Origin of the sequence: Prevotella sp. AM23-5 (assembly GCF_003473645.1) — a bacterium.
Classification (GTDB): Bacteria; Bacteroidota; Bacteroidia; order Bacteroidales; family Bacteroidaceae; genus Prevotella; species Prevotella copri_A.
Genome location: NZ_QUCG01000046.1, coordinates 1 through 20,108, shown reverse-complemented (window position 1 = coordinate 20,108; position 20,108 = coordinate 1). Strand labels below are relative to the sequence as shown.

Below are 20,108 nucleotides of genomic sequence, written 5' to 3'. Positions count from 1 at the left end.
ACTATGTCAAAGAAGCTCACATCAAAACAGCAGAAAGAACAACTGAATAATCTGTTCGCCGTTTACAACAAGCGGTTGGGCAGATTATACAGCGATTATGTCAAGAAGCTCACCTCTCTTGGCTATGGAGAAGATGTGCTCAAAGATGATGCGCTTTTTAACTTTGATAACTTTCCGCAGTTAAAGGCTCGTTTGAACGACATCTTTAATGATTACTATCAGAATAGCCTTCTTTGTTATAAGAGCGGCATCACCGATGGCGTTGCGTTGGCGTATAACCACGATGAAATGGTTATAGGCGGTTATTCCGTGCTTACTGATAAAGCTATAAGGGTCGCACGAGATACCGCCGCAGCCACGTTTATTTCAAATCGCTTGAAAACAAAGAACGGATTGAATCTCGCTCAGATTATTTGGAACTACTGCCAACAGACAAAGAGTGAGTTTGAAATGGCTATGAGTAATACCATTGCGGACGGAATCAAAAAAGGCTCATCAGCAGAGGAAGTAGGCAAGAGCATACGAAAGTATCTCAACGACCCAGATATGATGTATCGCCGTTATCATACCATCAAGGTTCAGAAGAACGGAAAGAAGAAAGATGTGGTGACTTGGCGCAGACGTAGAATCATTGACGGTAAGGTGCGCTTCGTTGAAGAGCCATTGGAGAAGGTAGGCATGGGTGTTTACCGCTCGGCGAGAAAGAATGCTCTCAGAGTAGCAAGAACGGAGATAAATTCCGCATATCATAAGGCAAGAAATGAGCGATGGCAGAACGAACCATTCGTTATCGGTCAGTATATTCACGTATCGCCACAGCACAATATTGATGATATATGCAATGACCTTCAAGGTCATTATCCGAAAGATTACGTATGGATTTCTTGGCATTCTCAATGTATCTGCACCTCAGACCCTATAACCATACAAGGCGAGGAGAAGAAGGAGTTTTATAAACGCTTGATGGCTGGCGAGGATATGAGCAACTACGTATCCCCTTTTGCCGTGCTCACTATGCCAGAAAAGTATAATCAATACATCAAGGATAACTCTGAAGCTATCGTGAAGGCAGGAATGAGGGGTAAATTGGCTTGGCACTTACAAGATAACACAAAGTATTGGGCACATCTTCTAAGCCCGTCAGACCGCAAGAAATTGGGGTTAAAGGCGGTTTCTTCTAAGGAGCTTATACTTGCGAAGGCAAAGGAACGCCACGCCCTTAGAACTAAGGAACAGATAGATAAAATACAGAGCCGATGGGATAAGCATAGACGTGACTATTACAATGGCTTGGTTCATAATCTGCTCGGCAGCAAATCTGTTACGGATATAAAGAGCCAAGACCTCTTTGAACGTTACTATGCTATCCGCTACGCAATCAAGGACAAAAAGAGTGCTTCTGAGATAGCGTCTTTGTATGATAGATTCAAACGAGGTTATCAGACTAAACTTGCATGGACTGACCGCAAGGTTGCAATGAATGTTATGAAGGTGGCTGCTAAGTACGGAGAAACCGATGTTTCTTCCGTTCTAAGCGCATTAAAGGCTGCTGACTATACATTAGCAAGGAAAGAAGCAAAAACGCTCGCAAACACCATTTCTGCTATCAAAAAAGATGAACTATCACTTTCCGCTCTCATCCCTGATGTCAATAAGTGGCATAAGCAGTTCACGTCAAAGGAATTGCACGGAGTATATGATGCCGTAGAAGCGAAGTTGGCTCAATGGCAAAGCTTGACGCTTGAACAGCAAGCGAAGAAACTACAATTTGAAGCTATTGATTTTCTTGGCGGCAATATGCACGGGGTTCAGCAGAAGTATGCTACATGGAAGGTATCGCAAGCGGCATATCTCAAAAAGCTTGATGAGGTAAAAACGGCGATTGATTGGGTAAATATCAATAAAGCTTATGCTGACGTAAAAGGTTATAAGACACAGAGCAAGATATATCATAAGCTTATCTATGACCTTGAACACGCTATGCTCGCAAAGGATAAGACCCTTGCTGAGCAGTTGCTTTATGAAGCTAAGCAAAAGAAAGAAACGCTTATTAATGCGAAAGCAAAACGAAATGCAAAGAATGTTGTATTTGATACAGACCAATTCTCTCAATCAAGGAAAGATGCCGCAGTATGGGATAAGGGTAATGGTGCAAAAGCTGATAAAACCCTCGTAGATACTGCATCCAAACAATGGATAGCAGCAACAGAAAAAGAAAAAGATTTCACATACGAATACACTCATCATTATTGCGATGTAAATGAACCATTACAAGGAAGAAAATATGATAATTACCAAACGAAGGAAAGGTTCATAGAGAAGGTTAATAATATAACAAGCTATATAGAAAAGAACGAACTTCCTACCGATATGTGGTTTACAAGAGGTGATGATGGAATGAAAGTTATTGAATCACGAATTAAGTTTGCTGGCGGTTCTATGCCAAATAACCTTCAAGACCTTGTTGGAATGGAAATGCAAGAAGGTGGTTTTATGTCAACTGGTAGCCGAAAAGGAAAAGGCTTCAACACTCGAAGTGTTATTATGAACATATATGCACCAAAAGGAACAAAGGCTGCTTACGTAGAACCTTTCTCTGCTTTCGGTTGTGGTGATAAAAGAAGTTGGGATGGAGTAAGCCGTTTCTCTATATATAGTTCCGAGCACGAAACACTCTTTCAGAGAGGAACACGAATGCGAATAACAAAGGTTTATGAAGAAGGTGGAAAGACCTACATAGACTGCGAGGTTATAGGGCAAGAAATAAGAGATTTATCTTATGTAAAGGATAGCAATATCGGATATTAAACAAAAAAGGTGTACCATTACGGCGCACCTTTTTTGTTATAGTTCGTTTGGAATTTTATCCTCTGGAAAATGGTCGTTTGGGATAAAGAGATATTCGTCTATCAGCTTATAGAAGCTATCTATCTCTTCCTTAATATTGTAGGCTGCTTTAGCCCAGGAAGTGAACATTATAATAAGCAATGTATGTGGAATCCCCTTATATTCCTTACCATTGATTTTCTTATAATATTCTTCCTCACCTTTAAACTTTCCTTCGCTATCAACATACACTCTTTCCATATCCCAAAACCAAGCCATATTTTCGTTGGTATTTGGGTTTCCACCACCTCTATAGTATCGGCAGTGCTTGATTAAATCTTCCTTATTCGCCATATCTATCAATAAATTTAGTTACTACATTCTTCATATCCAAAGGGAGATAGTTCAATGCTTTCTCCTTCATTTCTTGTGGAATACCAAAGAGTGGCTGAGCGATTGAACCAACGATTGCTCCCATCGTATCGCTATCACCGCCGTATGATACAGCATATCTGATTGCATCCTCGAAGCTACCACTATTAAGGACTATCATAAAGGCGAGTGGAACGCATTCTTGGCAAGTTTCTGCCCATTTCCTTCTTGGAATAAGATTCTTATTCCAATCAGAGCCATAATATTGTTTTGCTATTACCCTAATCAAATCTTTGTGTTTATATGCTTTTAAAGCATGTACACAATCTGCTACCGCAGTAGCACCAATCAATCCCTCAACATGGCTATGCGAAACCTTTGCGCTCATCATTGCCTGACGAATGATATCAGAATTTTCTTTGAATGCCCAACCCACAGGACTAACTCTCATAGCTGCTCCATTTCCAAAACTATCATAAGGCTGTGGATTCGAGCTACGAACCCATTTTGAGAAGCTTGCGCCATACCCACCCATTGGGTTTAGATACTTCTGACACCAGTATTGAAGCGATATACGATAATCTCCGACATTCGGCTTTTCATTACCGCCTTTTCGAAGAATAGCATCGGCTACGGCTATTGTACAGATGGTATCATCTGTAAAATTACAACCTTCGTCAAATAGTTTAAAGTTGTAATCAAATGTGTTATTAAACTCAAACTTTGAGCCTATAATATCACCTATAATTGCTCCTATCATAACTGTATCTCCTATTTTAATGTTAATTATTCGCAAATTTACGAAGAAATATGCAGATAACCAAATATTTTTTATTACTTTTGCATTAATTGTTGTATCGAGTGCGTATCTCCTATGTACTCACAACGTTAAACAAAACAATTATTTACACTTAGCATCGTCCTCATTCGTATCTCCGAGGGCGGTGCTTTTTATTTATAAGAACTCCTTTAAAGCAACGTGATAAACGTCATACATCAGGCGAGTTACGTATAATACCGCAACCTTATCAATAACGAAAGAAGGATAAGGATTACCCTCTTCGATGATTGTGTTCAACGATAATTTTGGGTACTTAGCTGAATACAGCTTCAATGCTTTCAGAAGCTCATTCAATCTTTCTTCCCCGAAAGCTTGCTTTATCTTCTCCTGATTTCTGAGAGCGAAACGAGTCATAAATTAATTACTTTCGATAATTGTGAATACGTTCTCTATCATATCGTTACCGAAAAGTGTAGCCATAACATAAGTTTCATTTTTGTTTGGTTTAACCTTATCTATTAGACATTCTTCCATTCTAAAGACTTTCTTTAGTAAGGTAGTTCTTGCTAACTTTATGCTTTCAAAGCCACCACCAAGTATTCCTTTTTCTCTATTCACCACTCTACGAGGAGCGTTCTTTACGTTTATCGCTGTTCTATATGTTACAAGATTTATCTGATACATAATCTATATTTATTTACTTTTCTACTTCATAAAGATATTGAATATCCCCACCGCCAAGAGTGAGGATAACCGAAGGCTCACCGAGCATTGGCTGCTTATGGAAGTCACACCAATACCAATGATTCCGTTTCAGCTTACCTTCTATTACATTCAGCTCCAAATCATTCTTTTCAGGAGCTTCAAGATAATCCTTGCCCTGTCGCATATCCAAGCGATGTAAGGCTAAAAGTATATCAAATGCTCTCATATCTTACTCGGCTTTATTAACGACAACAAGGCTTTCTAATCTAGCCAAGAATGTGTGGTAATCATCCTCGCAGAGAATCACTTGACCGCCCGTTTGTGTGGTCTTGCAATTAAGCTTTATAGATGTTTCTATACCGCCATTTCGTGAAGGTTCAACGTAAGCGATATTATCTATATTAACAAGGGTACAATACCCTTTATATTTTACCTCAATAAACTTTGTCATAATCTTAATTATTTATATCCGCATTTAATACCAGAGCAGCAGCCACCTAAATAGAAGTGGCAGAAGCCTAAGAAATAGTGCTTACAATGCTCATTTATCTTAATTTCTTCCTTTTTCATAATTGAATGAATGTAGCAGTTTATTCTTCTTAAAATCATATGAATAACCTTTTTCCTTCATCGTTTCTAACAAAAAGCCTCTTTCGCCATCATTCGCTTTTCTTAAACACCCCGTAGAGTATTTTACGTTTGTAGAAGCATTATTTGCTCCTACTCCAAGCTTATTGAATGCGAAAGAATACTTTGCGTAAGCTTCTATCCAATCATCATTGTATATTCTGTGTAGAATGAAGACGCAATACTCACCACGCCAATCATTATACAATACCAAGACATCGCCTTCTTTATACATAATCTCCTTTTAAAAATTGTTCGTATTCAAATATGATAGATAGGCATTACAACCTAATCTGCCAAACTTCGAGTTGTAGCAAGTGTTATACTTCTCACAGCTATAACACTTGCTTAGAAATTCTTGCTTACTCATATCTTTTAGATTTCAACGACTTCAATACCTTTCTTTGGGTTCCTGGTTGCTCTATCCAAGCTAATCTTGCCATTGAATACCCCCTTGACGAGAGCATAGAATGTGGTGCGTTTAATACCATTCTCTTCGATTGTAGGAACTTTGCCGTATCGCTCGCATTCAATACCCTTATCGGTGAGAATGGTATTGATTTCCATTACGCCGTAGTAGGATTCCTCGAAACGCTTCTGAATGATTTTGCCACATACCTTTACCTGATTGCCCTTCTGAACACAAAGCTCTGGCTTCAAGCTATCCTCATAGGCTTTCACAAGGAAGAAAGCATATACATCTTGCGCTTGGAAGCAATAGAAGTTCTTTGCTACCGCAAGCATATCCTCTTCAAATTCGGTCTTAGGCTGAATCTTTGCACCGAACTCGCAAACTGCCTTCACGTAAGCTTCATCAACCTTGAACTTTTTGCTATTCAAAATAGTGTCGATGCCATCCAAAGTAGCTGAGCGATAACGGACGTGTTCAACTTTTGTTCCCTTCTTATATACGGGACAAATATCATACTGAGCTTTCGCTGCCATAATAAGGTCGGATTTAAGGATAGCATTCTTATAGCTTGAATCCTTTCTACCGCCCCATTTCTCAATATCACCAAACTCATCATCTGTAGCATAGCTAATTCTGTAATCATAGAGTTCATAGAGCTTTTTGGTAAAGTCGGATATGTAGTACATATCATTAATACCAAACTTCTTGATACATTCGCAACCTACTTGTAATTCCTCGCCCGTCTTCACATTTTCAACGACATAGGCATTCTTGCACCAATGACCGCAAAAGTCACATTTACCATAGTCTGCTCCGTGCGCAGGGTTCTTAAAAATAAGCTCCTTGGTTGGGTCGGCAGGAGTGAAAGCATCGTCCTTATATGTAGCAAGGAGTCTCCAACCGCTCTGCTCTGGTATGTCTATCGTAAGGTCACACACCTCATGGAAAACCTCGATTCTCTGTCCTCCAATTCCTTCTTCATTGATTACTGGATGATAAAACAACTTCTCATAAGGTTTACCTAAGGAGTAAGCGAAGTCCTTTACATTCTTACGTGTCTTGTCAGCAAACTTCTTGAATGCGTCAACTGACTCTGAAGGAATAAACGTCTTTATTGTACTCATCACTCTTATGTTTTAGTCTAATAAACAATTCTTTCTTATCTTCACTTCAATTTCATCCATTGTATAGACTTTGTTGTCTGTAGAAATAATAAATGTACCATCTTCTTGTGGAAGAAATGAGTATAGGTAATTATAATAGTATGTAACAGAAAGTTTTGGGTACTTATCAGGATAAGTAAACTTTATCTCTAGAGTGATGTAGCCATCTGTCTGTTTTACCAATACCATGAGCTTTTGCAAGAGCTCATAGCATTTATTATAAGCTATTTCGTAATCTTTAAATCGTTTCATTGTCGTATCTCCTATAATTTAATCAAGTTTTGAAACCAAGTAATCAAGCTCCTCCTCGCTGAGTGCAATCTTATTCTTGCGCTTAATCTTAATGGTGTTATCCATTCCGATTTTCTTCATTGCAACATTGAGTGAATTGCCACCCTGTGCTTCCGTTACCAGAATATCCTCAACGAAGTCAAGCATATCTTGGTCGTGAGCTTTCTGCTCTTTATGTAACTTCTTTTCAAGCTCTTCTGCCTTCTTGGTAAATGAGCAACCCATTTCGACAGCGAAATCATCGTGAATATTCTGTATCATCTGCTCGATATCGGTTGAGCTAAAAAACTGATTGAAGTATGTATCACCTCTTTTGTCGCCCATCAGAGCCATAAGATGCTTAATTTCTTCTTGCTTTGTCATCATTGTCGTATCTCCTATAATTTAATATTAAACCTATTTATTAATTATCTACACCGCAAAATTAATAATTTCCTTTGAAACTACCAAATTTTCTCTGCGTTTTTATTAATATTTTAATAGCTTTTAATATACCGATATGTAAATTAAGGTTATTTTAATATAAATATTGCAATATAAATATATAGTAACCGAATTTTTGCTATCTTTGCATTCAGAACCAAATCAGACGATTTATGATACAGATTTATGACGCATCACCAAAGGAGTTGGCGGCAATGGCTCAACGCTACCTCCATGATGGAATACCAAGCAGAGCCACGTATTGCTACGAGCGGCTGATATACCTCGGTTGTTTGCGAAGAACGGGGTATCTTCGCCTTGCCTTAGTATATACCAAGCAAGGAAAAGATAACGCCGCAGAGCGTGTTTTAAATAGGTATCGTGCAATTTATAAATATTAATAGGAGATACGAAATATGAAGAAGCTTTTATTTATCGGAGCTATGCTATTCTTTACAATGCAAACATACGCACAAGAGTGGTCGAGTACTTTACACAAGGCAGATGAACTAAAAGGAACGAAAGAGTATGTATCGTTTATGTATGAGGACGAAGAAAAGAATTCATTTATCTTCTGGTCTCATTATAAGAGTGATTTTAGAATCATTTGCAATGGAGGTATTTTTGATTACGATAAGAATAACTCCTTTGTGGCTACATTTGGATATTATGATAAGAACGGGCAATTAAAAAAGAAACAGAAGATAACAATGTTCTTGGAGAGTGGAAATCCTAAAACGGCATCACCAGGAATATTTAAAAAAGGTGATGTTGTTAAATATTTAAAAGAGGGTCGTGGATATATAAGGGTTCTCGCAAAACAATTTGAGCGAGTAGCTTTATGGGAAATGAAAATCCCTTGTATGGATAAATAGAGATGAAAGAGATAGACCGCATTAACGTACACCCATTAAAAGAAATTTTTGATGGAGAGGCTTCTGGCTTCACCCCTTGGCTTACAAAGAATATTGGTGTGCTGGCTGAAAAGCTTGGTATCAATATATCAGAGGCAGAGAAAGAGCATAAGCTGGAGACAATGAAAGTTGATATTATAGCCAAGGCAGGTGATGATGGCGAGAAAAGCATAATCATAGAAAACCAGTTCGGCGATAGTGATTCAGACCATCTTGGAAAGGTGATAACGTATGCCGCTCATCATCATGCCGACTATGCTGTATGGATAGTTGAGAAAGCGAGAGCGGAGCATATCAGTGCCATTCAAATGCTAAATGACTCAACCATACAATGTAACTTCTTTCTTGTGGAGGTTACGGCTGTAAGTATTGGCGATTCAAAACCTGCACTTCTATTTGATATTGTATGTCAACCACCTTATGAAAAGAATGAAGCTTCGCCGAAGTCAAATACAGAGCAAAGGCTGATTGATTTCTGGACGGCATTCAATGAATATGCAAGCAAGAATGGGGCGAATTTCCAAAAGATGCCACAGAGCTATCACTGGATGAATATATCAACAGGAACGACAAAGGTACATTATGACCTTTTCATCCGCAAAGGTTCTGTATCTGTCCGTTTATTGCTTGATGGTTCTGATAAGGCTGAGAATAAGAAGCATTACAGAATAATAGAAAAGGATAAGGATTCTATCAATGAGGCATTCGGCAAGCCGCTCCTTCAGTGGAATATAGCAGAGGATAATAAAACAAGCGTTATCTTTGCGACAAACTATGAAAGAGGCGGTTATGAGCAAGATGATTGGAAGCCTATCTTTGCCTGGTTGCTTGAAGCTTACAAGAAACTATCAAAGATATTCAAGCCATATATAGAAAAGATAAAGAGTGAGGTATAACCGCCCCACTCTTTTCTTGTATATTACTTTGGCGTGCCTAAGTAATCGTTAAATTGCCTCACGACCTTCAATCACATTCAGATAGATATTGCCGCCCAAGATACCACTGAATGCCATTACGGCGTTGCCCATACTCTTAGCGAAGGTCTCCGCTTCCTTTGAATCCTCGATACCCTCGTTTGCGAAGAATGTAAGAGTCTTCTCCTGAATGGCGATAATCTCCTTCAAGAGGGTGATGCACCGCACGGTCTTATCACTAACTGAATACTGAACTGAATTATCTTTATTCTCCATGATTACTTTCTCCTTATAAATTAATTATTAAACTGATTATTTGCGCTTTGAACTGCTTTCTCACCGTTTATCTCGGCGATAGCTGTCTTTACATTAAAATCATTATTGTAAAGAGCAAGAATAAAACGCTTGCCACGTTGATTCCATACAAGATTTACTTTTGTGCCCGTAGAACCATCACCCTTGATATAAATCTGAATTAATAAAGTTTAATAGCTTTCTTGCTAAGAATCAGCAATTTATTTCTTTACCTTGATAAACTTATTATACTTATCTGTGATTAGCTGTCGTTCCTCTACCAGATTATCTACCTGTATAGTATGCTGATGAACAGCCCAATCATAATCAGCTTTGTTGTTTTCTTTGAATGCCTTGTCGGTTCTCTGTAACATCAAATCATCGTAGCCTTTTTTCTTCTCATTAAATGTGTCCATAACTGCCTGGGCGAAAGAATCAGTAAATGCTTTCTGTTCCTTCGCTGGCATATCATAGAGGTTCTTGTATGTGTCCATAACCTTATTGGCTTCGTCCATTGTACTGACTTTTCCGCTAAGAGAACTCTGTGTTCTGTTCTGCGCAGCATTATTACTGCTTATGGTGCGAGTACCACCGCTTGACTTGCTCATATTCTTTATATTTTAAATTGTTATTTTGTGCAAAGATAATCAATTCTCCTATTACTTACAATAGAACCAATATATGCTGTGTAAACTTTTAGAAGGGAGCAGCAGCCGAGACCGCCGCCCCCAAGAGATACAACATATATTAAGATGAAATGATAATCAGTTTTTGACAATCAAACACAGGAACGGCGACTGCTGTATGATTCCATATTTCAAATTCCATAGAATTGAGGCATTCTTCAACAGTTATCGCAGATAGTTTCTTCTTTGTATATTTAGAGTAAACATCTCCATACGAAATCAGCCTACGCATATCTTTTTTATCCATACCCTACGCTCCTTTCTTGAATCTTTTCGCACCATCCTTGAGCTCGCAGAAGCCATCCTCCTCTCGCAAATTATAAAGAGCTTGCGTTTCTTCGGGCATACTATAAAAAGCCGAAATACGAGCCTTCTTTGCGTTGATAGGATTATAGATAGTCCTTGTTATATCAGACCATACAGCAAGAATCTTCTTATCTTTTTCGATATTATCACGGAATTTCTCTGCTTCATCGTGCATGATGTCGTACAGACAATTATCCGCTTGCGTGAATGCCATCTTAGCACGATGATTCTCGTAGCTTGGAGCAATATCAACTCCATACTCCCTTTCTGTAATCTCCATAACGTGTTTATGAGTATCATTAATCTGCTGTACGAGATTCTGAATGGTGATAGCATAAGAACAGAGATAAGGGTTATACTTGCATTTAAGATTGCGAAGCTTATCTTCAATCATCTTACGCAACTTCTCAACCTTATCCTTAATCAAATCCCACAGATAAGTAGAATATTCATTATAGTAATCCTCATCCATGTGTCGCTCATACAACTTCATCGTGTTACGGACGGATTTCTGACAATCGGTAAAGTGCTTTTTAAGATTGAACTTAAACACCTTCTTCTTATCAAAAACCTCCTTAGAAATAAGAAGGAAGTTATCTGCCAAGATAAACTCCATATAGCAGCTTTGGCAGAGGGTAGAATAAGCGTAATCAAGGGCTTTCTGAATCTGCTCGTTATCAATGCCGCTCGGCACATAGACAACGGCTTTATAGCCCGAGACGTCCGTTTCTACATATCTTCCTTTATCTATATTGCAATCATTGTGATTGCCTAATAAAACAGGTGTTCCCATACTCTACTCCTCCTTATCTCCATTACCTTGAATGAGGCAAGCAAATACGCCTACGCTCATAATAACCGCCATAAAAATAACAAATCCCATACCTTATCCCTCCTTCTCTTTTAAGAACCGCACAAGGCTGTTGTAATTCTGACTAAAGCAGTTGAGAACCTTAATTTGCTCACTACGTGCCAAATCCTCGAACTGTACCACTTTATCATTTTTATCCTTTATAGTCATACCGCAAAGGTCGCCACCGAGTTCAAGTGTGATTGTTAGACTAATATCTTTCTTACTCATAATAAAGCTATTTTTTAAATTTACGATAATGATAATATTTTTTGTATTTATGGCGCACAGAAGAGTACTTTTGAAGATTTTTATCATATTCCTCACGAGGATAAGAGAATGCGCCTTCAGAAAGAGCTATACGCTCAAAATCGGCATACTTCTTATCATATCCAAGAAGCTCAACCAAATCCTTCGGATAACACCATGCAATCTGTAGTTTCTGTGGTTCATCTTTCTCTGGCGGAAACCTTATTGAACCTATATCCTGGTAACGTTTTGCATCAGGCATTCTCATATCCTCAATATAAGGTTGTAACTCACCACTTCTTACGTCTCTGAAAAAGACAAAGATAGCATTACTACCACAAGGCTCAGTAACAGGGTGGAGTATCTTATCAATACGTTCTTTCTGTTCTTTCTGATTTTGTTTATAGCCTTTCTTGTACCCTCGAATAAAAGCCTCCGAACATACTTTAAGCAAACCATCTGGGCAAATATGATGATTGCATTGCCCACAATGACGTTCATTGCCGTTAGCTATTTTAGCTTTATCTTCTAAACTTAATCTCTTTGTCATATTATTACAGATTAATTATTAATATTCCATTATCAAGCAATACGCATCCCATAACGAACAGAATCATCAAGAATGCCGTGATGCATAACCTTTCACTAAGAGTGATAACACCTTCTATCTTTCCGCTTATCGCCCCAACAGCGGTAACGCTGCTGAATGCGGTAACTATTGCGCCTATAACGATTAATATTTCTCCTGTTCCCATTTTTCAACCTTCCATTCTTCTGTAATATCCATCTGTTCACGATATTCCTTTACCGCATTGGTAAAATAAGGAGAGATATTCAAATCCTTAACGAAAGAAGTAATGGTCTCCGTCTGATGATAATTATCACCTTGTACCCATCCATCATCCTCTTTAACGAAGCAGAAAACGGCAAAACAAGATTTCTGTTCGCCCGTTTCATTATCCCATATCTGTTGCCTTCTTGCACAGAACTTCATTGTTCGTTCGTTATTGAATAACTCATAGCCATCACCCGTGCGTTGAGCAAAGGGAACTTCACCCTTTGCTTCTATGATAAACTTCTTTTCTTTAATCTCTTCCATAGTCATTATGTGTTAGAAACTACTGAATAGCTTTCGTCTTTGCCGTAAACCACATTTACGTTGAGAAGATTGTTAAGCCTGAATCCCATAGTCCAACTGAACCAAAGATACCCTAGTTTCTCGGCAACCTTGATAGCTGTGTCGGCATATTTCTTGGCATCACCTTTAAAAGGCTCTGAGCCGTAATAAGAATAACCATTATCAAAGACCATTTTGAACACCTGCCCCTCTGGCAATTCATACTTACAGAAATCATCATAAGGAAGAATATTTCCATCTACCTCAAAGCAAATCTGCTTATAATCAAGGAAGGAGATAAACCCTTTATCATTGATAGTAAGATTACTTCGTTTAAGAGTATCTAACACATCTTTCTCCTCTTCTTTATTAAGAATGCGATAATTAGTAAAGATAATCTTACAGCTCGCTTTTTGTGGTACGTTATCAACGATTGCAATAAGCGGAATAAAGCTGCTAAAAGAGCCAGATAAAGCTATTCCCTGTTCTCTTAAAAAACGCTCACCATCGCACTTATTAAGATACACGATAGCTAAAGGAAACTCCTTTCTGAACGCTACATATAAATTCTTAAATTCTACGAACATAAGCCTACGTTTTAATACATGTCGTTCTCACTAAAACCATTGATGAAGATTGTCTTCTTATCGTGGTCTATCTCCATATCCTGAGCGCAAGCCCAATTCAAGCATTTATTCAGCTCATCATCGAAAGTCCCCATAAACGAACCGCCAGGTCGCCAAATCTTGCGCATACCCTCACGTTTGAGCTCTCTGCCACCGCAAGCACCTTTCCAAGCGAAGCCAGCCAACCAATGAACCTTGTAATCTGGGTGATTGGCTACTTCTTTTCTTACATCTTCATTGCTACACAAACCAAATTTTACCACATTTCCCATTGTATTGTATCTCCTATATTTATGGGCAGCTATTACGCTGCCCGATTAATAACTAAAATCCTTCTTTCATTAATTCGATGCCGTGCTTCACACCTTCAAGGTAATGAACCGCATCGCTAGCATTTCCTATATTTTTGATAGGATTCTCACCTACGAGGATGAGCCACCCGTCTGAATGTAACTCAGCTGTGACTATTACCTTACCATAAGCAGCATTAATCTGCTTGACAAGATTCTCAACACCTTTTGTACTAACTGCTACTGCCATAATTGTATCTCCTATATTTAAACGTTAATTATTTCTTCTTCATACATTCCTTCACTGCGTATTGGCTTTTAAGAAGGCATTGTGTGGCATTCAAGCCTTTCAAAGGAATGAATACCTCTACGATAGCATTCCAACGTCCTCTAAACGTACCCGAACCTTTTGCGTTGGCGATAAAAGAATCAATATCTGATTCACTAACCAAAGCACCTGAGTACTTGGTGATAACCTCACCTGTGAATTTATTGATAATTGTAATCATTGTCGTATCTCCTATAATTTAAATATTAAACCTATTTATTAATTATTTACACCGCAAAATTAATAATTTCTTTTGATACTACCAAATTTCCCCAGTGTTTTTATTATTATTTTAATAGAAATTAATATTAAACCAAGAAAATCTGATATTTTTACACAGAAAACTTATCTTTTATCCATTTTTCGATGGTTAAGATAAACTCATCCAATGAGCGGCAAATGCTGTACTGAAAGCCTAACCGCTCAACATCAGACTGAAATTTGGCTTGCAAATCAGATTGATATCCGCTCTTCGTTTTAACTTCCACAAATAGGACATTTCCTTTTGCTATAATAATAAGGTCGGAGAAGCCAGCCAAAACACCCTCACCTTTCATTATCTTTGCTTCAAGCGCACTTCGTTGTCCTCCGTTAGGGATGGCAGCAATGATGTAATGGGGATATCGCAAGCGAAACCACTTCACCATCTGAACCTGAATCTGCGATTCAATATGCCGTGGTTTGCTTCTGCCTTTCTTCTGGCTCTCCTTCTTTAAAAGCTCATCATACTTCATTATCATACATCTTTATTCCAAATCTTTTTAAGATAAAACTCTATCATTTCCTCACAATGCCTTCTTTCATAAAGATAAGCATTACAATCAATCTTCTTTTTACAGAGGTCAACATCGTTCTTTGCTAAGAGGTATCTGTAATAGATTAAGGTTTTTAAATCCTCAGTCCTTTTACAAGCCTTTTCAAGCTTCTTTTTAGTTTCATTCAGCTCTTTATTCTTTTTTGTAATGCGAAAAATCTCTTTCTGTAAGCGATGGACGAATATCCACATAGCGATAAAAGGCAAGAACAATATCGCCGCCGACCAACCATCTTTGACCGCACTACTGATACAACATCCCAACAAAAAGAATGCACATAGCAGCTCAGTATGAGAGCCACACCAAGATAAAATCTTCTTCATATTGATATATTATTTATCAGTTTCTAATTTTGATACCTCGCTATTGAAGTACTTACGCATACCTTCGTAAATCTTCAACTGACGAGAAAGTTCTTTGTTTTTTCTGAGAAGCTCATCACGCTCGGCAACGACCTTCTTATAATCATCATTATTCAATTCATTGATAGCTTTTTTGAATTGATTGATAACGTTATTACAGAGCACAAGTTTATTACTCTGCTCTTTCACCTTATTCTGTAAACGGCAAAGCTTGATTTGCATCTGTGAGTAATTTTGTAGTACTCGCAATACCACTCTCTCATAAGGAACATCATTATTGTACTTTGTTTCTTTCATTCTTATTCTCCTTCCTTCTTTTTAGCATTTTCAAATATAGGATATTTCGCTATCTGAGTGATAGCGACTTCTTCGGCATCACGCTGCTCCTTGGTCTTCATCCATTGCAAGCAAGGACGGCGTTCAGACATAGTAAGAGACGTTATCAGTCCTAACATCTCGTCAAAACCAAGTTCACCGCTACTTTTATCGCCTTGAAAGACCTCGAAGTAGCCATTATTATACTGTTTAATAATTACATCTTCCATATTATAGATATTTTTTAGCCTTATCGTAGATGCTGAAAAGATATAATCAAGGTAAAGCTACTTCACCTCTTCTGTATCTCTCCCAAAACTCTTTATCGTACCTAACTCCTTTTTTGAACCGATGTCCGATAGTGTTACCTTTTTCGAATCTACAGCCGTAGTTGTTACCTTTCTTGAAAGAAAACCTTTTGCTACTTGCTTTAGAAACGATATTCGCTATCTTTATAGTTGCTAATTTCTTAGAGTAAAGCCATCTTTTATTTTTTCTCAATCCAAGAGAGCGGGCTTTGTTTTTAACCTGCCTTATTTTACAACAGAACTCTTCGGCAACTTCCTCGTTTGTGTGAAAAGGAAAGTATTCTTTGAATCTTCGTTCTTCATCTTCACTCCAATACCGATAACTACCACGATAACGAATATCTCCGAATTTAGCAACAAATCTTGGTGATGCCGTTTTTGCTCCTTTCTCCTTTAATCGCCGTCGGACAGTCTCATAAGGAATTTCTACTTTCTTGCTAATTTCACGAATTGTAAGACCTTGTATATACAGAGCTAATAATCCATCATCTATAGAATGGGGATATTTCAGCACACAACAGCCTTTATTTTCTATTCCCATACCAGAGTTTTTAATTGTTCGATATTCTGATAAGAGATTTTGCATTTCTTATTCTCGTAGCAACCATCTTTAGCAAGGGCGTTCCACAGAGCATTAAGACAGATGCCAATCTTCTCTTTATCGTACTTCAAATAAATCTCTGGGCAGGTACGGAAAGGCTCAGGCTTTTTATCTTTCAGTTGAACCACAACGATTCTCTTTGCCCTTGTTGGTCTATTACTCAATTCTATCATTTATTCACCTCACTTTCTATCTGCTTCTGTGATTCAAGGATAAGCAAGTCAAGTACCTTACTAATAACATTCGGATTCTTTATGCTGTAATCACCGATATTAGTAAGGAGTTTCACCTCAACGACCATTCCGTTATTTCGCAGCAGTTTATATTGAGTATTCAACTCTTTAATTTTATCCAACTTATCCATATAAACACTATTTGCTATTATACGCAAGCATATACAGCCTACGATGCTCTTTATGAGCATTATACCAAGCTTTGGCTCTTTCGATGCAAGCTTCACGATGCTTCTTATAGTAGGTCTTGCCGTATTTGCTTCTGCGCATTTTACGTTCAACTTCTGTCATAGTTACTTAGTAGAGCGGAAGGAGATACTATAAAATAGACCTCCATCCGTAATTATATATTTCACAGCTTAAAAATCATCAGAACGGCAAGCGGAGTACCCTTCGGGATAATGAGATTACGGGAGCGTGAACCGAAGTTTGTCTGCTCCTGTATCATTGTTTCATCATTGATAGAGAGTACGAGTCTTACTTCTTCTTCCTCCCCTACTTGCGTTGAAATCACATCGGAATGCTGTAAGCGATAATCAGATTCAGTAGGAAGACCATAGATTGCATTGGCTGTAATTGGAACAATCAAGCCACGATAACCCTCTCTGAGAGTAATACCCATATTTACAGGGATTCGTCCTTTACGGGTTCCAATATCAGTAGGAGCGTAGATAATGAACGAACCATTATCGTCAATAGGGAAAGGAACTCCATCCTCTATTCCAAAAGGAAGTTCATACTCTTCCTTATTTTCCTCAACTTGCTCCTCACTTTGCTGTTGAGCCGTATTTTCTTGGCTCTGCTGAGCGTTCTCGTTCTCCATAGGCATATTATTGCCATCCAAATTCAAAGGCTGTTCTGCGCCATTTTTCTTAGGTCTTGCCATAATTTACTCCTCCTTCTTTTCCCCGTTAGACTTCTGTTCCTTCTCCTCCTTTGTCTTATGCTCGAAGACATCGTAAACATTGGTTTTGCTGAGACCGATGATTTCGTAGTCTATCATGGTCTTCCCCATCACCTCATCAATGTTACTGATTGCTCGGTGCATAGACTTTGCTTGCACGAGATAAGACACGTTGCTACGCTTCTCCTTATTGGTCTTATCATCAAAGGAAATGAATTGCAATTTCGCCTTGTACCAGCAATCATCATCCTTATCAGAGAAGAATACCTCTCTGTATGAAGCCTCTTGCATCGACTTAACCTTAAACTCGCCGCTAATATAAGCAGCCATTTCTTCTGTGATTGCGCTCTCACCTTCCGTGAAGGATAAGGCATCAATCGCATACTTTTCGGTTACAGATTTCTCTGAACCATCTTCTTGGGTCTTTTGGTAGCGGATTCCTACCTCAAACCAATTACTCGTTCTACTTCTCATATTTCTAATAATCTAAAACTAACTTAAATCCTATATCTAAGAAAGCCCTTATACTAAAAGGGCAAATCGTTCAAATCCTGCGCATGTGCAAAAGGAGCATCGCAAGTAGATGCTCCATTCTGAGCTTCAAAGTTTGCAGGTCTCAAGCCACCTAGAATAGGCATCGCCTTCTTCTCCTCATCTGTCATTTTCTCACGAACCTCTTTAGGTAACGACTGCTTAATCATGTGAGTTTCCTCATACTTAGGGTTCTTCAACGCCCAAGCGGTAAGGTCGAGATAAGCTGCCTTCGGACGATTATTTTCATCCGTACTAATGAAGATATTATTCTCTTCAATAGGGATAACCAAGCAACGAAGCACTTCGGTTCGCCCTGGTATTTGCATAACGCCAGCTCTTTTGAGCTTCAGCAAGTTTAATTTTCCGTTATAATCTGTCATATTGTATAAATTTAAAAAACATAGCCCCAAGAGAGGGAATCGAACCCTCGCCAACCTCCGCTTATTAAGAGCTGCTTATTACGGAGTATCTTCGCATACATTCTTTAACGCAGTAGAATAAATGAACTTATATATATTCACCTCTTTCCTTTAGGGTTTGATAAGAATATCGGTATCACTACCATACAGCCCACGCACACCCGTACGATTGGTTTTCCTTGGGATAAAAAGCCCTACCGCCGTAGGGCAAAAAATAATAACCATAATTAATATTTATCTAACTAACAATTGACATAACTGATTACCTCACGGCAATATATATCAGAACCTAAATTTAACTTTTCTAAAAGAAAGAGCCGACACCTCACGGCGGCTTAAAGGCTCTTATTATCGACTTTTTCTATATTCAATCTTATATGTAGTTATGCGTTTGGAATCAATGTATTCTGAATGAAGCTACTCATTGCCAAGTTTTGTGAAAGAATCATTGGCTGGTCGAGCTGAGTTGACTTATACATATCGGTAGCCGCATTGTACAAATCCCAAGCGGTAACAATATTGCGCTCGTAGTAGGTAATCATCATTTTCTCGGTCAAGCGACCAATCTGTGCTTGATTGAGAGGAATGACCTGAGGGTTGCGAATGCCTTTGTATTTCGTTTCAGCAGCAACACGGAGCGAGGTCAGCATACCGATGATGGTAAACATCTCATGTGCCTTAATCTCACGATTCTTCATACGCTCAATCATTTCATCATTGGCATCAATGATACCTCTTAGATTAGCGAGCCAAGCATCAGCACGTTGAAGAAGCTCATCGAGCTTGAAAGCTCCTCTTTTGCTATTGATGTCTGAGTAGGTAGCAGCGTAATGTTCAGCACTAAGCATACATTGATTGTGACAGATAACTACGTTTCTACCGATACCTAACTGAATACCCTTCTGATGAAATGATATCGCCATATTGGTTGTAATCTCATCATTACCATCACCCTTATCGAAGTCACGCAAGCGAATATTACAGAATACTCGGCGAAGGATATGAGCCTCTACAGCTCTATCACCCATCAAAGCTTCCTTCTCATGCAAACGGGTAACACCTGGAGTATTGCGGTCTTTGTTATTCGCCGCAAAGAGGTCGTAAATCTCAGCCTTATAACCGTGCTTCTCGCACAAGTCTTCCACCTGATGAATGAGGTCAAAATGATAGATGCCCTTCAAAGGCTTTCCGTACACATCATTCTCTTTCTCGGTGCGTTCAAGCTGTTCGATTGTCAGAATCTGTACCTTGGATGTCTCAAAATCCAAGAACTGATTCATATTATCACTCTTCAACTCTGGCTGCTTTGCAACCGCTACCTCTGCTACCTTTGGCTGTGCCATCAAATTCATTGCCATTGTGTTCATTGTTGTATCTCCTATTTTTAATACGTTAAACAAAATAATTATTACTATATATCAATAGTTCGTTAAAATTTGAGAT

At 38.5% G+C, this 20,108-nt stretch carries 34 protein-coding genes; 3 read left to right on the top strand and 31 right to left on the bottom strand.

What is annotated here, in order from left to right; genetic code table 11:
* Positions 1-3: 3 nt before the first annotated feature.
* The gene (locus DW657_RS11580; protein ID WP_118312627.1) at positions 4-2,808 is read left to right on the top strand and encodes an ADP-ribosyltransferase; all 2,805 of its coding nucleotides are present in this window, start codon (positions 4-6) and stop codon (positions 2,806-2,808) included.
* A 36-nt stretch (positions 2,809-2,844) separates the two neighbouring features.
* On the opposite strand, the gene DW657_RS11575 is transcribed toward DW657_RS11580, so the two are convergent.
* From DW657_RS11575 to DW657_RS11530, 9 genes are all read right to left on the bottom strand, one after another.
* Entirely contained in the window at positions 2,845-3,180 is a 336-nt protein-coding gene (locus tag DW657_RS11575; RefSeq protein WP_118312626.1) for a hypothetical protein, read from the bottom strand.
* Positions 3,170-3,958 (bottom strand): ADP-ribosylglycohydrolase family protein, encoded by a 789-nt coding sequence (locus tag DW657_RS11570; protein ID WP_118312625.1) that lies wholly within the window; start codon positions 3,956-3,958, stop codon positions 3,170-3,172. The genes DW657_RS11575 and DW657_RS11570 overlap by 11 nt, the downstream gene beginning before the upstream one ends.
* 438 nt (positions 3,959-4,396) lie before the next feature.
* The gene (locus DW657_RS11560; RefSeq protein ID WP_118312623.1) at positions 4,397-4,663 is read right to left on the bottom strand and encodes a hypothetical protein; all 267 of its coding nucleotides are present in this window, start codon (positions 4,661-4,663) and stop codon (positions 4,397-4,399) included.
* 13 nt (positions 4,664-4,676) lie between these two features.
* Positions 4,677-4,910: a hypothetical protein gene (locus DW657_RS11555; RefSeq protein WP_118312622.1), complete on the bottom strand. Its 234-nt coding sequence runs from the start codon at positions 4,908-4,910 to the stop codon at positions 4,677-4,679.
* 3 nt (positions 4,911-4,913) lie between these two features.
* Positions 4,914-5,135 carry a hypothetical protein gene (locus tag DW657_RS11550; RefSeq protein ID WP_118312621.1) on the bottom strand — a complete coding sequence of 74 codons (222 nt, stop codon included), beginning with the start codon at positions 5,133-5,135 and terminating at the stop codon, positions 4,914-4,916.
* Positions 5,136-5,234: 99 nt separating this feature from the next.
* Positions 5,235-5,546, bottom strand: a complete 312-nt coding sequence (locus DW657_RS11545; protein ID WP_118312620.1) for a hypothetical protein — start codon at positions 5,544-5,546, stop codon at positions 5,235-5,237.
* Positions 5,547-5,686: 140 nt separating this feature from the next.
* On the bottom strand, positions 5,687-6,847 hold the full coding sequence (locus tag DW657_RS11540) for a hypothetical protein (RefSeq protein ID WP_118312619.1): 1,161 nt from the start codon (positions 6,845-6,847) through the stop codon (positions 5,687-5,689).
* Between the two features lie 12 nt (positions 6,848-6,859).
* Positions 6,860-7,138 carry a hypothetical protein gene (locus DW657_RS11535; protein WP_118312618.1) on the bottom strand — a complete coding sequence of 93 codons (279 nt, stop codon included), beginning with the start codon at positions 7,136-7,138 and terminating at the stop codon, positions 6,860-6,862.
* Between the two features lie 18 nt (positions 7,139-7,156).
* Positions 7,157-7,543: a hypothetical protein gene (locus tag DW657_RS11530; protein ID WP_118312617.1), complete on the bottom strand. Its 387-nt coding sequence runs from the start codon at positions 7,541-7,543 to the stop codon at positions 7,157-7,159.
* 473 nt (positions 7,544-8,016) lie between these two features.
* Here DW657_RS11530 and DW657_RS11520 point away from each other — a divergent pair, with 473 nt between their 5' ends.
* Both DW657_RS11520 and DW657_RS11515 read left to right on the top strand, forming a co-directional pair.
* Positions 8,017-8,475, top strand: a complete 459-nt coding sequence (locus tag DW657_RS11520) for a hypothetical protein (protein ID WP_118312615.1) — start codon at positions 8,017-8,019, stop codon at positions 8,473-8,475.
* Between the two features lie 2 nt (positions 8,476-8,477).
* A complete protein-coding gene (locus DW657_RS11515) occupies positions 8,478-9,410 on the top strand; it encodes a DUF4268 domain-containing protein (protein ID WP_118312614.1) in 933 nt (310 codons plus the stop codon).
* 48 nt (positions 9,411-9,458) lie between these two features.
* Here DW657_RS11515 and DW657_RS11510 read toward each other — a convergent pair whose 3' ends face one another.
* From DW657_RS11510 to DW657_RS11400, 22 genes are all read right to left on the bottom strand, one after another.
* Positions 9,459-9,704: a hypothetical protein gene (locus DW657_RS11510; RefSeq protein WP_118312613.1), complete on the bottom strand. Its 246-nt coding sequence runs from the start codon at positions 9,702-9,704 to the stop codon at positions 9,459-9,461.
* Between the two features lie 239 nt (positions 9,705-9,943).
* Entirely contained in the window at positions 9,944-10,330 is a 387-nt protein-coding gene (locus DW657_RS11505) for a hypothetical protein (RefSeq protein WP_118312612.1), read from the bottom strand.
* Positions 10,331-10,469: 139 nt separating this feature from the next.
* Positions 10,470-10,655 (bottom strand): hypothetical protein, encoded by a 186-nt coding sequence (locus tag DW657_RS11500; RefSeq protein WP_118312611.1) that lies wholly within the window; start codon positions 10,653-10,655, stop codon positions 10,470-10,472.
* A gap of 3 nt (positions 10,656-10,658) precedes the next feature.
* Entirely contained in the window at positions 10,659-11,507 is an 849-nt protein-coding gene (locus tag DW657_RS11495; RefSeq protein WP_118312610.1) for a hypothetical protein, read from the bottom strand.
* Positions 11,508-11,600: 93 nt separating this feature from the next.
* On the bottom strand, positions 11,601-11,795 hold the full coding sequence (locus DW657_RS11490) for a hypothetical protein (RefSeq protein WP_118312609.1): 195 nt from the start codon (positions 11,793-11,795) through the stop codon (positions 11,601-11,603).
* A gap of 7 nt (positions 11,796-11,802) precedes the next feature.
* The gene (locus DW657_RS11485) at positions 11,803-12,363 is read right to left on the bottom strand and encodes a hypothetical protein (RefSeq protein ID WP_118312608.1); all 561 of its coding nucleotides are present in this window, start codon (positions 12,361-12,363) and stop codon (positions 11,803-11,805) included.
* A 4-nt stretch (positions 12,364-12,367) separates the two neighbouring features.
* Positions 12,368-12,568 (bottom strand): hypothetical protein, encoded by a 201-nt coding sequence (locus DW657_RS11480; RefSeq protein WP_118312607.1) that lies wholly within the window; start codon positions 12,566-12,568, stop codon positions 12,368-12,370.
* Positions 12,547-12,912, bottom strand: coding sequence for a hypothetical protein (locus DW657_RS11475; RefSeq protein WP_147381930.1), 366 nt, complete (start codon positions 12,910-12,912; stop codon positions 12,547-12,549). Before DW657_RS11475 ends, DW657_RS11480 begins: the two co-directional genes overlap by 22 nt.
* 5 nt (positions 12,913-12,917) lie before the next feature.
* Entirely contained in the window at positions 12,918-13,517 is a 600-nt protein-coding gene (locus tag DW657_RS11470; RefSeq protein ID WP_118312605.1) for a hypothetical protein, read from the bottom strand.
* Positions 13,518-13,528: 11 nt separating this feature from the next.
* Positions 13,529-13,804, bottom strand: a complete 276-nt coding sequence (locus DW657_RS11465; protein WP_199658356.1) for a hypothetical protein — start codon at positions 13,802-13,804, stop codon at positions 13,529-13,531.
* A 76-nt stretch (positions 13,805-13,880) separates the two neighbouring features.
* Positions 13,881-14,096, bottom strand: coding sequence for a hypothetical protein (locus tag DW657_RS11460; RefSeq protein ID WP_118312603.1), 216 nt, complete (start codon positions 14,094-14,096; stop codon positions 13,881-13,883).
* A gap of 28 nt (positions 14,097-14,124) precedes the next feature.
* Positions 14,125-14,355, bottom strand: a complete 231-nt coding sequence (locus tag DW657_RS11455; protein ID WP_118312602.1) for a hypothetical protein — start codon at positions 14,353-14,355, stop codon at positions 14,125-14,127.
* 151 nt (positions 14,356-14,506) lie between these two features.
* Complete coding sequence (locus tag DW657_RS11450; RefSeq protein ID WP_118312643.1) at positions 14,507-14,908, bottom strand: VRR-NUC domain-containing protein; 402 nt, start codon at positions 14,906-14,908, stop codon at positions 14,507-14,509.
* Between the two features lie 2 nt (positions 14,909-14,910).
* A complete protein-coding gene (locus DW657_RS11445) occupies positions 14,911-15,312 on the bottom strand; it encodes a hypothetical protein (RefSeq protein WP_118312601.1) in 402 nt (133 codons plus the stop codon).
* A gap of 9 nt (positions 15,313-15,321) precedes the next feature.
* Positions 15,322-15,648 carry a hypothetical protein gene (locus DW657_RS11440; protein ID WP_118312600.1) on the bottom strand — a complete coding sequence of 109 codons (327 nt, stop codon included), beginning with the start codon at positions 15,646-15,648 and terminating at the stop codon, positions 15,322-15,324.
* 2 nt (positions 15,649-15,650) lie between these two features.
* Complete coding sequence (locus tag DW657_RS11435; RefSeq protein ID WP_118312599.1) at positions 15,651-15,896, bottom strand: hypothetical protein; 246 nt, start codon at positions 15,894-15,896, stop codon at positions 15,651-15,653.
* Between the two features lie 46 nt (positions 15,897-15,942).
* Positions 15,943-16,515 (bottom strand): hypothetical protein, encoded by a 573-nt coding sequence (locus DW657_RS11430; RefSeq protein WP_118312598.1) that lies wholly within the window; start codon positions 16,513-16,515, stop codon positions 15,943-15,945.
* On the bottom strand, positions 16,506-16,703 hold the full coding sequence (locus DW657_RS11425) for a hypothetical protein (protein WP_147381929.1): 198 nt from the start codon (positions 16,701-16,703) through the stop codon (positions 16,506-16,508). Before DW657_RS11425 ends, DW657_RS11430 begins: the two co-directional genes overlap by 10 nt.
* Before the next feature lie 457 nt (positions 16,704-17,160).
* Positions 17,161-17,694 carry a hypothetical protein gene (locus DW657_RS11415; RefSeq protein ID WP_118312595.1) on the bottom strand — a complete coding sequence of 178 codons (534 nt, stop codon included), beginning with the start codon at positions 17,692-17,694 and terminating at the stop codon, positions 17,161-17,163.
* A 3-nt stretch (positions 17,695-17,697) separates the two neighbouring features.
* Entirely contained in the window at positions 17,698-18,186 is a 489-nt protein-coding gene (locus tag DW657_RS11410; protein ID WP_118312594.1) for a DUF4494 domain-containing protein, read from the bottom strand.
* A 53-nt stretch (positions 18,187-18,239) separates the two neighbouring features.
* Entirely contained in the window at positions 18,240-18,626 is a 387-nt protein-coding gene (locus DW657_RS11405) for a hypothetical protein (protein ID WP_118312593.1), read from the bottom strand.
* A 422-nt stretch (positions 18,627-19,048) separates the two neighbouring features.
* Positions 19,049-20,023 (bottom strand): DUF932 domain-containing protein, encoded by a 975-nt coding sequence (locus DW657_RS11400; protein ID WP_118312592.1) that lies wholly within the window; start codon positions 20,021-20,023, stop codon positions 19,049-19,051.
* Positions 20,024-20,108 lie beyond the last annotated feature (85 nt).

What these genes read in the sequence shown, in the direction of transcription:
- DW657_RS11430 (WP_118312598.1), bottom strand. Translation starts at nt 16,515, where the DNA reads ATGGGAATAGAAAATAAAGGCTGTTGTGTGCTGAAATATCCCCATTCT.
- DW657_RS11470 (WP_118312605.1), bottom strand. Translation starts at nt 13,517, where the DNA reads ATGTTCGTAGAATTTAAGAATTTATATGTAGCGTTCAGAAAGGAGTTT.
- DW657_RS11455 (WP_118312602.1), bottom strand. Translation starts at nt 14,355, where the DNA reads ATGATTACAATTATCAATAAATTCACAGGTGAGGTTATCACCAAGTAC.
- DW657_RS11475 (WP_147381930.1), bottom strand. Translation starts at nt 12,912, where the DNA reads ATGGAAGAGATTAAAGAAAAGAAGTTTATCATAGAAGCAAAGGGTGAA.
- DW657_RS11400 (WP_118312592.1), bottom strand. Translation starts at nt 20,023, where the DNA reads ATGGCAATGAATTTGATGGCACAGCCAAAGGTAGCAGAGGTAGCGGTT.
- DW657_RS11485 (WP_118312608.1), bottom strand. Translation starts at nt 12,363, where the DNA reads ATGACAAAGAGATTAAGTTTAGAAGATAAAGCTAAAATAGCTAACGGC.
- DW657_RS11575 (WP_118312626.1), bottom strand. Translation starts at nt 3,180, where the DNA reads ATGGCGAATAAGGAAGATTTAATCAAGCACTGCCGATACTATAGAGGT.
- DW657_RS11405 (WP_118312593.1), bottom strand. Translation starts at nt 18,626, where the DNA reads ATGACAGATTATAACGGAAAATTAAACTTGCTGAAGCTCAAAAGAGCT.
- DW657_RS11410 (WP_118312594.1), bottom strand. Translation starts at nt 18,186, where the DNA reads ATGAGAAGTAGAACGAGTAATTGGTTTGAGGTAGGAATCCGCTACCAA.
- DW657_RS11545 (WP_118312620.1), bottom strand. Translation starts at nt 5,546, where the DNA reads ATGTATAAAGAAGGCGATGTCTTGGTATTGTATAATGATTGGCGTGGT.
- DW657_RS11415 (WP_118312595.1), bottom strand. Translation starts at nt 17,694, where the DNA reads ATGGCAAGACCTAAGAAAAATGGCGCAGAACAGCCTTTGAATTTGGAT.
- DW657_RS11500 (WP_118312611.1), bottom strand. Translation starts at nt 10,655, where the DNA reads ATGGATAAAAAAGATATGCGTAGGCTGATTTCGTATGGAGATGTTTAC.
- DW657_RS11540 (WP_118312619.1), bottom strand. Translation starts at nt 6,847, where the DNA reads ATGAGTACAATAAAGACGTTTATTCCTTCAGAGTCAGTTGACGCATTC.
- DW657_RS11435 (WP_118312599.1), bottom strand. Translation starts at nt 15,896, where the DNA reads ATGGAAGATGTAATTATTAAACAGTATAATAATGGCTACTTCGAGGTC.
- DW657_RS11515 (WP_118312614.1), top strand. Translation starts at nt 8,478, where the DNA reads ATGAAAGAGATAGACCGCATTAACGTACACCCATTAAAAGAAATTTTT.
- DW657_RS11555 (WP_118312622.1), bottom strand. Translation starts at nt 4,910, where the DNA reads ATGAGAGCATTTGATATACTTTTAGCCTTACATCGCTTGGATATGCGA.
- DW657_RS11445 (WP_118312601.1), bottom strand. Translation starts at nt 15,312, where the DNA reads ATGAAGAAGATTTTATCTTGGTGTGGCTCTCATACTGAGCTGCTATGT.
- DW657_RS11570 (WP_118312625.1), bottom strand. Translation starts at nt 3,958, where the DNA reads ATGATAGGAGCAATTATAGGTGATATTATAGGCTCAAAGTTTGAGTTT.
- DW657_RS11480 (WP_118312607.1), bottom strand. Translation starts at nt 12,568, where the DNA reads ATGGGAACAGGAGAAATATTAATCGTTATAGGCGCAATAGTTACCGCA.
- DW657_RS11520 (WP_118312615.1), top strand. Translation starts at nt 8,017, where the DNA reads ATGAAGAAGCTTTTATTTATCGGAGCTATGCTATTCTTTACAATGCAA.
- DW657_RS11450 (WP_118312643.1), bottom strand. Translation starts at nt 14,908, where the DNA reads ATGAAGTATGATGAGCTTTTAAAGAAGGAGAGCCAGAAGAAAGGCAGA.
- DW657_RS11550 (WP_118312621.1), bottom strand. Translation starts at nt 5,135, where the DNA reads ATGACAAAGTTTATTGAGGTAAAATATAAAGGGTATTGTACCCTTGTT.
- DW657_RS11460 (WP_118312603.1), bottom strand. Translation starts at nt 14,096, where the DNA reads ATGGCAGTAGCAGTTAGTACAAAAGGTGTTGAGAATCTTGTCAAGCAG.
- DW657_RS11510 (WP_118312613.1), bottom strand. Translation starts at nt 9,704, where the DNA reads ATGGAGAATAAAGATAATTCAGTTCAGTATTCAGTTAGTGATAAGACC.
- DW657_RS11580 (WP_118312627.1), top strand. Translation starts at nt 4, where the DNA reads ATGTCAAAGAAGCTCACATCAAAACAGCAGAAAGAACAACTGAATAAT.
- DW657_RS11490 (WP_118312609.1), bottom strand. Translation starts at nt 11,795, where the DNA reads ATGAGTAAGAAAGATATTAGTCTAACAATCACACTTGAACTCGGTGGC.
- DW657_RS11440 (WP_118312600.1), bottom strand. Translation starts at nt 15,648, where the DNA reads ATGAAAGAAACAAAGTACAATAATGATGTTCCTTATGAGAGAGTGGTA.
- DW657_RS11530 (WP_118312617.1), bottom strand. Translation starts at nt 7,543, where the DNA reads ATGATGACAAAGCAAGAAGAAATTAAGCATCTTATGGCTCTGATGGGC.
- DW657_RS11495 (WP_118312610.1), bottom strand. Translation starts at nt 11,507, where the DNA reads ATGGGAACACCTGTTTTATTAGGCAATCACAATGATTGCAATATAGAT.
- DW657_RS11560 (WP_118312623.1), bottom strand. Translation starts at nt 4,663, where the DNA reads ATGTATCAGATAAATCTTGTAACATATAGAACAGCGATAAACGTAAAG.
- DW657_RS11505 (WP_118312612.1), bottom strand. Translation starts at nt 10,330, where the DNA reads ATGAGCAAGTCAAGCGGTGGTACTCGCACCATAAGCAGTAATAATGCT.
- DW657_RS11535 (WP_118312618.1), bottom strand. Translation starts at nt 7,138, where the DNA reads ATGAAACGATTTAAAGATTACGAAATAGCTTATAATAAATGCTATGAG.